Consider the following 13,193-nt stretch of genomic DNA (forward strand, 5'->3'; position numbering starts at 1 on the left):
GCGGCCCCGCGCCCCGGTGGCTCAGTCGGTGAGCCGGCCGCCGAAGAGGCTCGCGCCGGTCGGCGCGCCGATGGTGGCGGCGCCGAAGGAGACCGAGCCCCGGGCGACGAGCCCGGTGGAATCCGCCCGCAGGATCCAGATCGCGCCCTGCCGGGCATTCTCGCGCGGGGCGCCGATCACCGCCTGGGCGCGGCCCTTCCCCGCGTACTCCCCGAGCGAGACGGCCGCGCCGAAGACGTCGTTCGTCTCGGTGGTGCCGGGCACACCGGCGGTGTACTGCCCGAACTCCTTGGCGCCGGTGCCGCTGACGCCCTTGCGTCCGCCCTTGAGGGCCAGCACCCTGCCGGTGTTCGGCTTGCCGCTGACATGCTCGGCGGGGAGCCCGACGAGCACATCGGGGTAGCCGTCGGCATTGGTGTCCCCGAGGGCGAGGGCGGAACCCATGCTGTCGCCGGACTCGCCGGTGCCCGGCACGCCCGGGGTGTCCTGGTGTATCCAGACCGGCTTGAGCGCGGTGCTCTGCCCCGCCGCGCCGCCGTACGCGATGAGGACGGCGCCGCCCTTCCGCACCGGCCGGTCCCCCTCGTGGGCGTCGACCGGGGTGCCCACGACCACATCGCCGTGGCCGTCGCGGTTCAGGTCGGCGATGCCCACCGAGCCGCCGCCCGCCACGGTCCCGCCCGCCGCGTCCCTGATCTCCACCGGGGTGCCGAATCCCCGCCGGCCGCCGGGCAGCACGACGACGGCGGCGTACTGGCCCCGTCCCACCAGCGCCAGATCGCCCACACCGTCGCCGGTCACATCGCCGATGGCCGGCAGTGCGCCGGGCCCTGTGTTCAGTCCGCTGTCGAATGGGGTGGCTCCGCTCCAGACCCCGGCACGGCTCACCGGGCCGCGGAGCACATGGCCCCCGCCGTACTCGTCGGTCAGCACGATGTCGGCCTTCCGGTCCCCGTCCACATCGCCGACGGCGAGTCCGCCGGAGGCGTCCTGGTCGCCCGGCAGGGATCTGAGCACGGTGGCGTTCTTCGCCAGGCCGCCGGCGCCGCCCCAGTTGACCGCGGTGGTCGTACCGCGATCACCGTCGGCCGGGGGTGAGTCGAGAGTGCTGACGAGGTCCGCGTACCCGTCGCCGTTCAGATCTCCGGTGGCCAGCTCCTCGCCGTACTCGGCCCGGCCGGGCACCGCGAGCCCGCTCCGGTCCGGCCAGGTCAGGATCTGCTTGCGGGACTTCGACAGCCCTCCGGGGCCGCCGTACAGGACGCTGACGGCGCCGTGGAATCCGCGGGCCTCGTCCGCGCCGATCGCGACATCCGGGTAGCCGTCGCCGTTGAAGTCGTCGTGGAGCCGCGCGGGACTCGGGGCGGCGACCGATCCGGCGACCGCTTTCGTGACCGCGGCGGCCTGCACGGCGGCGGGGACGGTGGTCGCGGCGGCGGGGGCCGCGACCGCTCCGGCGACCAGGACGATACCGGTCGCGATGGCGAGACGGTGGCGCGGGAAGGGATGAGGCATATCGCCAACTCCTATGATGCGCGGGCGCATTGAGCGGGAGAGGCGTATGTCCCTCCCGCCGCCTACGACCCGTCTGCGGTACGGATGGTTGTACGGCGGCCGGGGCACGGGGCGAAGGGGCCGGTCCGGCGGCCGGGGCACGGGACAAAGGGGCCGGTCCGGCGGCCGGGCAACCCCGGAGGCCGGAAATCCGTCTGCACAGACGCGAGCGGGCCTGACCAACCCGTTCGCACCCTCGCTTCCCCGGGGGACGCGAAAGGGGCCCCGCACCTGTCGGTGCGGGGCCCCTTCCTCGGAGCTCCTGCGGAGCGGCCGGGTCAGACAGTCAAATTCACTTGACGATCTTGGTGACCTGGCCGGCGCCCACGGTCCGGCCACCCTCACGGATGGCGAACTTCAGGCCCTCTTCCATGGCGACGGGCTGGATGAGGTTCACCGTCATGACGGTGTTGTCACCCGGCATGACCATCTCGGTGCCCTCGGGGAGGGTCACCACGCCGGTCACGTCCGTGGTACGGAAGTAGAACTGCGGGCGGTAGTTGTTGAAGAACGGGGTGTGACGGCCACCCTCGTCCTTCGACAGGATGTAGGCCTGGGCCTCGAACTCGGTGTGCGGCGTGACCGAACCGGGCTTGATGATGACCTGGCCGCGCTCGACGTCCTCGCGCTTGATGCCACGGAGGAGCAGACCGACGTTCTCACCGGCCTGGCCCTCGTCGAGCAGCTTGCGGAACATCTCGATGCCGGTGACCGTGGTGGTGGTCTTCTCGGTCTTGATGCCGACGATGTCGACGGTCTCGTTGACCTTGAGGACACCACGCTCGATACGACCGGTGACGACGGTGCCACGACCGGTGATCGTGAAGACGTCCTCGATCGGCATCAGGAACGGCTTGTCGACGTCACGCTCGGGCTGCGGGATCGACTCGTCGACGGCGGCCATCAGGTTGAGGACGGACTCGCCCCACTCCTTGTCGCCCTCGAGCGCCTTGAGCGCCGAGACCTTGACGACCGGCAGGTCGTCGCCCGGGAACTCGTACTCGGAGAGGAGCTCACGGACCTCGAGCTCGACGAGCTCCAGGATCTCCTCGTCGTCCACCATGTCGGCCTTGTTCAGGGCGACGACGATGTAGGGAACGCCGACCTGGCGGGCCAGGAGGACGTGCTCCTTGGTCTGCGGCATCGGGCCGTCGGTGGCGGCGACCACGAGGATCGCGCCGTCCATCTGGGCCGCACCGGTGATCATGTTCTTGATGTAGTCCGCGTGACCCGGGCAGTCGACGTGCGCGTAGTGACGCGACTCCGTCTGGTACTCGACGTGCGCGATCGAGATGGTGATACCGCGCTGACGCTCCTCAGGAGCCTTGTCGATCTGATCGAAGGCCGAGGCCTCGTTCAGGTCCGGGTACTTGTCGTGCAGCACCTTGGTAATGGCGGCCGTGAGGGTCGTCTTACCGTGGTCGATGTGACCGATGGTGCCGATGTTGACGTGCGGCTTAGTCCGCTCGAACTTCGCCTTCGCCACTGGGGTCCTCCTGGGGAGTGGTTCTGTACGCCTTACTCATCGGCGCCAGGTGATCTTTGCTGGATAACCGGGGCCCGGGGGCATTCCCTCCATAGTCCCCGCATATCCGTGGATACGCAGGTTCGGGATGGAATGCCCCGGCAGGCTCCGGTGATAAGCCTAAAGCGTGTACTCGGGTGAGTTACTCGCCCTTGGCCTTCGCGATGATCTCCTCGGCGACGTTCCTGGGAACCTCGGCGTAGGAGTCGAACTGCATCGAGTAGCTTGCGCGACCCGAGGTCTTGCTGCGGAGGTCTCCGACGTAGCCGAACATCTCCGAGAGCGGAACCAGGCCCTTGACGACCTTGGCACCCGCCCGGTCCTCCATGGCCTGGATCTGGCCACGGCGGGAGTTGATGTCGCCGATGACATCGCCCATGTAGTCCTCGGGCGTGGTCACCTCGACCGACATCATCGGCTCGAGCAGCACGGGGCTGGCCTTGCGCGCGGCCTCCTTGAACGCCTGCGAACCGGCGATCTTGAAGGCGAGCTCGGAGGAGTCGACCTCGTGGTAGCCACCGTCGAGCAGCGTCAGGCGGACGCCGGTCATCTCGTAGCCGGCCAGGATGCCGAACTGCATGGCCTCCTGCGCACCCGCGTCCACCGAGGGGATGTACTCCCGGGGGATGCGGCCACCGGTGACCTTGTTCACGAACTCGTACGCCGCGTCGCCGCCCTCGATGGGCTCGATCGCGATCTGCACCTTCGCGAACTGACCGGTACCACCGGTCTGCTTCTTGTGGGTGTAGTCCACGCGGTCGACGGCCTTGCGGATCGTCTCGCGGTACGCGACCTGCGGCTTGCCGACGTTGGCCTCGACGCGGAACTCGCGCCGCATCCGGTCGACCAGCACCTCGAGGTGAAGCTCGCCCATACCGCCGATGACGGTCTGGCCGGTCTCCTCGTTGGTGTGCACCTGGAAGGAGGGGTCCTCCTCCGCGAGACGCTGGATGGCGACACCCAGCTTCTCCTGGTCACCCTTGGACTTGGGCTCGATCGCGACCTCGATGACCGGCGCCGGGAAGTCCATGGACTCCAGGATCACCGGGTTCTTCTCGTCCGCGAGCGTCTCACCGGTGGTGGTCTGCTTCAGGCCCATGACGGCGACGATGTCACCGGCGCCCACCGACGCGATCTCCTCACGCTTGTTCGCGTGCATACGGTAGATCTTGCCGATGCGCTCCTTGCGGCCCTTCACGGAGTTCAGCACCGCGGTGCCGGACTCCAGACGGCCGGAGTAGATGCGCACGAAGGTGAGCTTGCCGAGGTGCGGGTCGCTCATGATCTTGAACGCCAGCGCCGCGAGCGGCTCGTCGTCCGACGGCTTGCGCTTGACGACCAGCTCGGCGTCCTTGACGTCGTGGCCCTCGATGGCCTCGACGTCCAGGGGCGACGGCAGGTAGCGCACGACCGCGTCGAGCAGGGGCTGGACGCCCTTGTTCTTGAACGCGGTACCGCAGAACACCGGGGTGACCGTGATGTCCTTGGACTTGCCGGAGGCGATGGTGATGCGGCGGATGGCCGCGTACAGCTGCTCCACGGTGGGCTCGACGCCCTCCAGGTACAGCTCCATCAGCTCTTCGTCGTTCTCGGAGACGGTCTCCAGGAGCCGGCCGCGGTACTCCTCGGCGGCTTCCAGGTGGGTGTCCGGGATGTCGACGATGTCGTACATCTCGCCCTTGGTCGCCTCGGCGGACCAGACGAAGGCCTTCATGGTGACGAGGTCGACGACACCCTTGAAGTCCATCTCGGCGCCGATGGGGAGCTGCATCACGATCGGGGTCGCGCCGAGGCGGTCCTTGATCATGTCGACACAGCGGTGGAACTCGGCACCGGTGCGGTCGAGCTTGTTGACGAAGCAGATGCGCGGCACGCCGTAGCGGTCCGCCTGACGCCAGACGGTCTCGGACTGCGGCTCAACACCGGCGACGCCGTCGAACACGGTGACAGCGCCGTCGAGGACGCGGAGCGAACGCTCCACCTCGACGGTGAAGTCGACGTGACCCGGGGTGTCGATGATGTTGATGGTGTGATCGACGTCCTCGAGCGGCCAGTGACAGGTCGTCGCGGCGGACGTGATCGTGATGCCGCGCTCCTGCTCCTGCTCCATCCAGTCCATCGTGGCAGCGCCGTCGTGGACCTCACCGATCTTGTAGCTCACACCGGTGTAAAACAGGATGCGCTCGGTGGTCGTCGTCTTGCCCGCGTCGATGTGGGCCATGATCCCAATGTTGCGGACCTTGGCCAGGTCAAGCGAAGTGGTGGCCATATGGCTCAGTCTTCTCTCGGTCTCGATGGGGTAAGCGACTACCAGCGGTAGTGCGCGAAGGCCTTGTTGGACTCGGCCATCTTGTGCGTGTCCTCACGCTTCTTGACCGAAGCGCCGAGGCCGTTCGAGGCGTCGAGCAGTTCGTTCATGAGGCGCTCGGTCATCGTCTTCTCACGGCGGGCGCGGGAGTAACCCACGATCCAGCGGAGCGACAGGGTGGCGGCACGACCGGGCTTGACCTCGATCGGCACCTGGTAGGTGGCGCCACCGACACGGCGGGACTTGACCTCGAGAGACGGCTTGACGTTCTCGAGGGCGCGCTTCAGCGTGATGACCGGGTCGGCACCGGTCTTCTCGCGAAGACCTTCCATGGCGCCGTAGACGATCCGCTCGGCCGTGGAACGCTTGCCGTTCAGCAGAAGCTTGTTGATGAGCGACGTCACCAGAGGAGAACCGTAGACCGGGTCGATGATGACCGGGCGCTTCGGGGCGGGGCCCTTACGAGGCATTCTTACTTCTCCTTCTTGGCGCCGTAGCGGCTGCGGGCCTGCTTGCGGTTCTTGACACCCTGGGTGTCGAGCGAACCGCGGATGATCTTGTAACGAACACCCGGCAGGTCCTTCACACGGCCACCACGCACGAGCACGATGGAGTGCTCCTGCAGGTTGTGTCCCTCACCCGGGATGTAGGCCGTGACCTCGATACCGGAGGTCAGACGCACACGCGCGACCTTACGGAGCGCCGAGTTCGGCTTCTTCGGGGTGGTCGTGAACACACGCGTGCAGACGCCGCGGCGCTGAGGAGAACCCTCAAGTGCGGGCGTCTTGTTCTTCTCGACCTTGTCCTGCCGGCCCTTCCGGACCAGCTGCTGGATCGTAGGCACTACTTCTCCGGTTTCTGTGTGCCGTTCGTTGAAACTAACCTGGAACATCTCCGACCCACGCGGTCGGGTGTGTCGAGCCTGCGAGAGTCCCGCTGTACCAGCGGGGAGGCGCAGATTGCGGTGGCCGATAAGCGGACTCGCCGTGCGGTTGAGGACACGCACAGGAGCCCAGGCACACCCCAGGCACAAGGTCAGAGCGTACCTACCGCATGGGCTGCGGTCAAAACAAATGGAGTCCACCGGGACACGCCGGAGCTCCGGTGGCGATTCATCCCCTGATCAGGGGTGCTGTGGGAGGCGGGAGGCCGCTCGTGGCCCGATCCGGTCGTTCGGGGTCCATTCCGCGCCCCGCTTGAGTACGTTGCCGGGGATTCCGTCGCTGGGACGATCGGGGGACTGGATGGCGGCAGCGTACACACCCGGAGCGTACTCACCCGGTGACGGCGGCCTCGACGACCGGGTTCCGTTTCTGGCCAGGCTGGAGAGCGAGGACCGGTCGGCGCTGCTGGCGCTCGGGAGCCGGCTCGACTTCGCGCCCCGGGTCGTGGTGCTGCACCAGCACGAGCCGTCGTCGCACGTCCTGATCATCGTGCGCGGCTGGACCAAGGTCACGGCCTCGGCCGCCAGCGGGTACGAGGCCCTGCTGGCGCTGCGCGGGCCCGGCGACATCGTCGGGGAGTCGGCGGCGCTGACCGGGCGGCCGAGGTCGGCGACGGTGACCGCGCTGGAGCAGGTGGCGGCGGTCGCGGTCGAGCGGGGACGTTTCACCGAATTCCTGAGCGGGTCGCCCGCGGTCTCCTTCGCCCTGCTGGGGCTGACCTCGGACCGTACCCGGGCGGCGGACCGGCGCCGGCTGGAGTTCGCGTCGATGAGCGTGCGGGAGAGGTTCGCGTCGCTGCTGCTGGATCTGGCGCGGACGCACGGGCGGCGCACGGAGGCGGGGATCGAGCTGGCGGTGCCGCTGAGCAAGCTGGAGCTGGCCGGGTCGGTGGGGGCCTCGCGGGAGATGGTGCAGCGGCTGCTGAAGGAGTTGCGGGACCGGGGGGCGGTGGCGACGGGGCGGCGGACGATGCTGATCATGCGGCCGGACATTCTGCGCAGGATCGCCAGGTCGGAGAGGGCGCCGGGCGGGGACGGGGCGGGCGGGGGCGGCGGGCCGGGTGGATCCGGCGGGGGTGGGAGCGGGGCGGACGGGACCGGTGAGGTCGGTGGGGCGGGTGGGGCCGGGTAGGCGGCGTGGGGCGGGCCGGGGCGGGCTTCCCCGTCCCCCGGATCCGTTCTGTGCACACGGTCACACTTCGAGTGCGTCATCCGCCCTCACGCCTTCCGCGCCACTGCCGCCAGGATTTCCCCCAACGGCATCTCCACCCCGGAAGGCGACCATGAGCGAGCCCGTGAGCCGGACGATTCTGCTGCTGGACATCGAGAGGTACAGCGACCGGGACGATGTCGAGCAGGCCTATCTGCGGCGGATGCTCTACGACATCACCGATGAGGTCCTGGAGTCCGCCGGTATCGAGGAGACCCAGCGGCTGCGCGCCGACCGGGGCGACTCCGTCATGGAGCTGATCGACGCCAACGCCTCGGTGACCGCCCTGCTGCGGACCCTGCTGACCGCCGTACCGGTGCAGCTGCGCGCGGTGAACCGGATGGCGTCCAGGTCGGCGCAGATCCGGCTGCGGGGGGTGCTGGCCACCGGGTACGTCGCCATCGACCGGCACGCGGGCTGGGTGGGCTCCGATCTGAACCACGCCTGCCGGCTGCTCGACGCCCAGCTGCTGCGGGCGGCGCTGCGCGACCGGGCCGGTGATTTCGCGCTCTGTGTGTCGGAGGGGGTGCACAGCGGAATCGTCCGCCACGACCATCCGGGCGTGCCGCGCTCCGATTTCCACCCGATCACGGTCGACAGCAAGAACGGGCCGCTCCGGGCATGGCTGCACGGGCCGGTGCCGAGCGGCCACCTCTCGGACCACTGTGAGCGGGGGGAGGCTCCGGTACCGGACGTCTCGGGGGCGCGTCCGGTACCGGAAATCCTCGGGAACTCCTCGCCCGGAACCGTGGCGGCGGTGCTCGCCGCCCTCCGGGATTCCCGGGCCGCCGACGAGGCGGCCCTTTCAGCTCCGGCGCCGGCCGGGTCGGGGGACCTGCCGGCGCCGGGGACCCGTCAGGGTCCATTTCTCCCCGCCGGCGGGGCGGCGGGGGCGGCCGTCCACTTCCACGGGGACACGCCGTGTTCCGGCCACAGTCTGATCCCGGACGGCCGGTCCGGCCCCCGGGGCGGGACGGGGGCGGACTCCGGCGGCGGGTATCACGGCGGCGCCGGCCGGGGTGAGTGGCGGTGATCGACACCGACGAGGCGACCGCGGGGGGCGGGGACCGAGCGGAGTGGCGACGGGGGAGCGGCGATCCGGACGTACGCCCTGATCGGCCCCGGACGCCCCCGGCAGACCCTCGCCGCACCGCGCGGCGCGGCCCGCGATCCCGGCACGGGGACCACCGGTGACGACGGCGCACCCGGCGATCCGCTCGCCGGGGAACCGGCCGATTCGGTGGCCCTGCCGCTGCTCTCCGACGCGGACGGCGAGGTCCTGGCGGAGCTGCTGCGCGCCGTCGGCGACGACCGGGGCGCGCACGATCCGGCACTCGGCGGCTTCACCCGTGCCTGTGCCCGTACGGAGGAGAACGAGCGGTGCGGCGGCACCCCTCTCCTCCCGGCCCGTCACGCGCGGGCCGCATCCGACGGCGACCGGGCCGCCCGGGGCATCGCGGAGCTGTGACGGGTCCCGTGCTCGCCGACCGCGCGCTCGACCGACCGCGCGCTCGACCGGGCCGCGCTCGACCGGCTGCGCGAGTGGGTCCTGGCCGCCCATCGGCCGGCCGCAGCCGAGTGGGCGCCGGCCGCGCTGCCGCCCGCGCTGGTCACCACCCGGGCCGAGCACCGCCGGTCGGCCCATCTGCCGCGGACCGTGCCGGCGAGGGCGGCGCACCGCCGCCGCCGTCCGCCGCGAGGCCGCGCACCGTCCTCCCGGACATCCGCTGAACGGCAAGCGGCCGTGACGCGTTGCGCCGGCGGCTCCGGGGAGAGGCACGACATGGCCGGATTCCGCCGGCGCACCGGCCGGGAACCGCCGGGCCCGGGAGCGGTACGCCCCGGGAGCGCCGGCCCTCCCGAGACCTCCGCGCCCTTTCCCGTACCGCCGAGTCCGGCCCGTCCGGCGCCCGCCGGACCGGTGGGCGGCGGACAGCACGGCACCACGGACGACGACCGCCAGGAGGGCGCCCCCGCATGAACAGCACCGACCCGGTCCCGGGATTCACGGTCACCCCGCACCGCCCGGCGGCGGCGGACGCCGGGCCGGCCGAGCGGCTGCTCGCCGAACTGCGCACCGAGATCGCCCAGGCGGACAGCAAGGCGTCCATCCTGGTCGCGGTGCTGGGGATGACGGCGGGTGTGTTCAGCGGGCTGCTGGCCGGGCGCAATTGGTCGCCGGGCGATCTGTCCGGACTGTCGACGGTGATCTGGTGGACCGGTTCCCTCGCCTTCGCCCTGGCGCTCATCGCCCTGCTGCTGGCGGTGCTCCCCCGCTACGGGAGCGCGCGCTGGCGGCCCGGACAGGCACTGACGTACTTCGGCGATGTGCAGCAGGCGGCCCGTACGGGGCAGTTGACGGCGGCCCTCAGCGCGGCGGCGGAGCAGCCGGCCGGCGCCGGGCTGACCACGGCACTCACCGAGACCAGCCGGATAGCGGCGCTGAAGCACCGGTGGATCCGGGCGGGGCTGATCACCTTCAGTTTCGGCACGGTTCTGCTGCCGGCCTCCCTGCTCATCGGCTGACGTCCACTCACCGGACCCTCACCGACGCCCGGTCAGGCGCCCTGTCAGGCGCCGCCCGGTCCGTCCGGTGCGGGCGGCGGCTCACGGCGGTGACGGCGCGGCGCGGTGAGCCGGGGGATGGTCGGGACCTTGGACTTCCGGCTCTTGGGGGCGAGGGCGGCGCGGGAGGCGGGGTCTTCCGGGTCCTCGGCGCCGGTCTCGCCGGCCGGGGTGGCCGTGCCGTCGGCCGGCGGGGCGGGGCGGCCTCGGCCGGTGCGCCGGGCATCGGCGGGGCGCCGTCCGCGACCGGCGGAACGGCGTGGTTCGTCCCGGGCGGCACCGTCCTCTCCGGCGCCGTCCTCCGTCATGCCGTGCTCGGCCCGGGCGCCGTCTCCGCGGGCCCGCCCGTCGCGTCCGTCGTATCCGCCACGCTCGTCGTGTCCGTCGTGTCCGTCGCGAGGAGGCTCCGCCCGGGGAAAATCCTCCGGGGAGAACTTGTCGCGGGGAAAACCGTCCCGGGGGAAATCGCTGCGCGGGAAGCCGTCCCCGGGGAAGTCACCCCGGGGGAAGTCGTCCTGGGGGAAGGGGATGACGGCGGCCTGGCCGGGTGTGCGATCGACGAGCCGGAGACGGCGGGCGGCACCGGCGGCGGCCCGGGCCTCCTCCAGCACCGGTTCGTACTCGGCGGCGGCGTCGCGCCAGCCCTCCGCGTACGCCCGGATCTCGCGCCGGTCGAGCTCCTCGCGCAGGAGTATGGCGACCTCGTCCGGAGGGTGTCCCTCCAGCAGCCGGCCGAGCAGCGCGAGCAGGCCGGGCAGATCGCCGGGAGAGGGCTCGGGGACCGAGCGGGGTGGGGGTGCCGTCGCCGGTATGTGCGCGCCGTGTCCCGTCCCGTCGCCCTCGGCCATCCGTCTCTCTCGCTCGCCTCCGGTCGCCGCCACTTCCCGCCCGCGGATGCCGCGGGTGCCTGGTGACGCCCGGTGGCACCGTCGGCCTTTACCCGGCGCTCACAGCTGTGTGAACGCGGGGGGACGGACCGTGACAGCTTACTGGCAGCGGGTTCGACGGGCAGGGGGCCGTGCCGCGCGGCACCCGGCCGACCGGGTGGCCACGGCGGCGGCGCGGACCGCGACGGGCGGCGCCGGACGCCCCGCACGGGAGCCTGGGGGCTCCGCGCGGGGTGGGTCAGTTCTTGGCGAGCGGGGCGCGGCGGGCCGGCGCGGGCGGCATGAACTGCCCGGCGACCCTGATGAACATCTCCCGCTGGTCCTCCGGGACACCGAGGCCGTCGGCGGCCTCCTCCAGCGTCAGCCGGCGGACCTGCGGAGCCGCCGTCGCCGAGTCGGCGGCCTGCGGCAGCGGCAGATCCTCCTCGGTGAGGCGGCCGGAGCGGATGAGCATGTCGCGCATGGGTACGTCGAGTACGTACGCGAGACGCCGGGTCGTCTCCAGATCGGGCATGCTCTGCCGCTGGAGAAGCCTGGTGATGGCGGCGCGATGGACGCCCGCCTCGTCGGCGAGCCGGGATTTGCCGCCGCCGCGCGGGCTGTCGATGTCGAATCCGCGGCGCCGGATGAGCTCTTCGACCCAGGCGGCGAACTGGTCAAGATCGCTTGCGGTCATGTTGGTCGCCTCCCTCCGAAGCGAATCCCAGACTATCGCGCTTGCACGCACGTAATTACGTGATTCCGCGCGCGCACGGTAGCGAATATGGGCAGGATAACGGTCATCTTGTTGCGCGCGAGCTCGCAACATGTAATGGTGCGGACTCGCAACAACCTCTCCGTCCGCGAGGAGCCGCCGCCATGCGTCCACCCTTCCCCCCGGATCCGCCCGACTGGCGCGCCTCCGCCGCCTGCTCCGGAATGCCTCCGCAGGTCGTCTTCGCTCGCCGGGAAAGGGAGGCCCTACCTGCGCTGAACGCCTGCCGGCGATGCCCGGTGGCACGCCGTTGCGAGGAGACGGTGGCCCCGGCGCGGAGCTTCTTCGACGGCGTGAGCGGCGGCCGGCTCTGGCGCAACGGACGCCGGGTGCGGCTCCGGCACAGTGATGTTGCGCGCCCGCACGCACTGCGTGCGCGGAGCGACGGGGCGCGCACCTGACCCGTACATCCTGCGCAGCCGCGCTACGCCCCCGCTCCAGACACACCACCCACGCGAGCACGGCCCGATCCGCGGACCGGCTCCGGAACACCCAGCAGGCGCGGACGGCGGGAACATCCGCCGCGCCGCACACCGACCCCTCGGAGGCAACCTTGGCCAGCTCCGTCCACGGCGCCGCCCTCTGGATCGACACCCTCGACCGCCAGTTCCCCGAGCTCCTCGCGGAGCTCGCCCCGGGCGGCGGCTCCCCCTCCCCCGGCCGGACCGGGCGCACCCGGGCCACCCACCCCGCGGCCCCGCTGCGGCTCCATGTGTCGGACACCGTCCGGGACATCACCGACGGGGTGGTGGAGCTGGACGAGGCCGTCCACGAGAAGCTCGGCCTCGGCCGGCCGCGCCGGGCGCGCGTACCGCAGCGGCTCGCCCGGATCGCCGGCCTGCTCGACAGCGCCGCCGCCCACCCCGAGCTCATCGACCACATCCGGGACGAGGCCCGCCGGATGGCGGGGCGGTGCGCCCGGGTGCTCGGCGACACCGAGTGCGTGGTCCGTCTCGGGGGCCGCTGCCCCTGGTGCGACTCCGTCTCGCTGCGCGCCTTCCCGGCCCGCCGCGCGGTGCTCTGTGTGAACCCGGGCTGCCGCTGCGCGGACGGCGGCTGCGCCTGCGACACGGATCCGGCGCACCGCCACACCTGGCGGGAGAGCGAGTGGGCGGTGCTCGCCGGCACCGGCGGGGCGGAGATCGCCGCCTCGATGGACGAGGCCGCACAGGCCGGCGAGGGAGTACGGGGATGACCGCGCGGGCACCGCTGATCACCGGCGTACTCGCCGCGGCCGAGGCGGGCGTCGTGCCGGCCACCATCCGCAAATGGGTCCAGCTCGGCCATCTCGCGCCGGCGGGACGGCAGGGGCGTGCCCAGCTCTACCGGCTGGAGGACGTGTTCGCGGCGGAGCGCGCGACCCGGCGCGGGAGCCCGCTCGCCTCCTGACCCGCTCCCCCGCACGACGGAACACGAGAAGAGGCGGTCGCCCCCATCGGGGCGACCG

The 13,193-nt window shown here is 71.6% G+C and carries 14 protein-coding genes; 7 read left to right on the forward strand and 7 right to left on the reverse strand.

Annotation, left to right across the window (positions count from 1 at the left end):
* Nucleotides 1-21 precede the first annotated feature (21 nt).
* From AAFN69_RS10230 to rpsL, 5 genes are all read right to left on the reverse strand, one after another.
* Nucleotides 22-1,515 (reverse strand): VCBS repeat-containing protein, encoded by a 1,494-nt coding sequence (locus AAFN69_RS10230; protein ID WP_347728022.1) that lies wholly within the window; start codon nt 1,513-1,515, stop codon nt 22-24.
* 331 nt (nt 1,516-1,846) lie between these two features.
* Nucleotides 1,847-3,040, reverse strand: a complete 1,194-nt coding sequence (tuf, locus tag AAFN69_RS10235; protein ID WP_347728023.1) for an elongation factor Tu — start codon at nt 3,038-3,040, stop codon at nt 1,847-1,849.
* Nucleotides 3,041-3,221: 181 nt separating this feature from the next.
* On the reverse strand, nt 3,222-5,348 hold the full coding sequence (gene fusA / locus AAFN69_RS10240; RefSeq protein WP_347728024.1) for an elongation factor G: 2,127 nt from the start codon (nt 5,346-5,348) through the stop codon (nt 3,222-3,224).
* A gap of 38 nt (nt 5,349-5,386) precedes the next feature.
* Nucleotides 5,387-5,857 carry a 30S ribosomal protein S7 gene (gene rpsG / locus AAFN69_RS10245; RefSeq protein WP_250923417.1) on the reverse strand — a complete coding sequence of 157 codons (471 nt, stop codon included), beginning with the start codon at nt 5,855-5,857 and terminating at the stop codon, nt 5,387-5,389.
* Between the two features lie 2 nt (nt 5,858-5,859).
* Nucleotides 5,860-6,231: a 30S ribosomal protein S12 gene (gene rpsL / locus AAFN69_RS10250; RefSeq protein ID WP_003948652.1), complete on the reverse strand. Its 372-nt coding sequence runs from the start codon at nt 6,229-6,231 to the stop codon at nt 5,860-5,862.
* A 400-nt stretch (nt 6,232-6,631) separates the two neighbouring features.
* On the opposite strand from rpsL, the gene AAFN69_RS10255 reads away from it, so the two are divergent.
* The 4 genes from AAFN69_RS10255 to AAFN69_RS10270 all read left to right on the forward strand — a co-directional run bounded on the left by AAFN69_RS10255 (nt 6,632) and on the right by AAFN69_RS10270 (nt 10,066).
* Nucleotides 6,632-7,462 carry a Crp/Fnr family transcriptional regulator gene (locus AAFN69_RS10255; protein WP_347728025.1) on the forward strand — a complete coding sequence of 277 codons (831 nt, stop codon included), beginning with the start codon at nt 6,632-6,634 and terminating at the stop codon, nt 7,460-7,462.
* 151 nt (nt 7,463-7,613) lie between these two features.
* On the forward strand, nt 7,614-8,573 hold the full coding sequence (locus AAFN69_RS10260) for a hypothetical protein (protein ID WP_347728026.1): 960 nt from the start codon (nt 7,614-7,616) through the stop codon (nt 8,571-8,573).
* Between the two features lie 207 nt (nt 8,574-8,780).
* Nucleotides 8,781-9,008, forward strand: coding sequence for a hypothetical protein (locus AAFN69_RS10265; protein WP_347728027.1), 228 nt, complete (start codon nt 8,781-8,783; stop codon nt 9,006-9,008).
* Nucleotides 9,009-9,517: 509 nt separating this feature from the next.
* Nucleotides 9,518-10,066, forward strand: coding sequence for a Pycsar system effector family protein (locus AAFN69_RS10270; protein ID WP_347728028.1), 549 nt, complete (start codon nt 9,518-9,520; stop codon nt 10,064-10,066).
* A 44-nt stretch (nt 10,067-10,110) separates the two neighbouring features.
* On the opposite strand, the gene AAFN69_RS10275 is transcribed toward AAFN69_RS10270, so the two are convergent.
* The gene (locus AAFN69_RS10275; protein ID WP_347728029.1) at nt 10,111-10,953 is read right to left on the reverse strand and encodes a hypothetical protein; all 843 of its coding nucleotides are present in this window, start codon (nt 10,951-10,953) and stop codon (nt 10,111-10,113) included.
* A 277-nt stretch (nt 10,954-11,230) separates the two neighbouring features.
* Complete coding sequence (locus tag AAFN69_RS10280; RefSeq protein WP_347728030.1) at nt 11,231-11,668, reverse strand: helix-turn-helix transcriptional regulator; 438 nt, start codon at nt 11,666-11,668, stop codon at nt 11,231-11,233.
* A 182-nt stretch (nt 11,669-11,850) separates the two neighbouring features.
* Between AAFN69_RS10280 and AAFN69_RS10285 the strand changes: the two genes are divergently transcribed.
* The 3 genes from AAFN69_RS10285 to AAFN69_RS10295 all read left to right on the forward strand — a co-directional run bounded on the left by AAFN69_RS10285 (nt 11,851) and on the right by AAFN69_RS10295 (nt 13,135).
* A complete protein-coding gene (locus AAFN69_RS10285; protein ID WP_347728031.1) occupies nt 11,851-12,147 on the forward strand; it encodes a WhiB family transcriptional regulator in 297 nt (98 codons plus the stop codon).
* A gap of 152 nt (nt 12,148-12,299) precedes the next feature.
* Nucleotides 12,300-12,941, forward strand: a complete 642-nt coding sequence (locus AAFN69_RS10290; RefSeq protein ID WP_347728032.1) for a hypothetical protein — start codon at nt 12,300-12,302, stop codon at nt 12,939-12,941.
* The gene (locus AAFN69_RS10295) at nt 12,938-13,135 is read left to right on the forward strand and encodes a hypothetical protein (RefSeq protein WP_347728033.1); all 198 of its coding nucleotides are present in this window, start codon (nt 12,938-12,940) and stop codon (nt 13,133-13,135) included. The genes AAFN69_RS10290 and AAFN69_RS10295 overlap by 4 nt, the downstream gene beginning before the upstream one ends.
* Nucleotides 13,136-13,193 lie beyond the last annotated feature (58 nt).

Origin of the sequence: Streptomyces sp. CAU 1734 (assembly GCF_039888735.1) — a bacterium.
GTDB lineage: Bacteria > Actinomycetota > Actinomycetes > Streptomycetales > Streptomycetaceae > Streptomyces.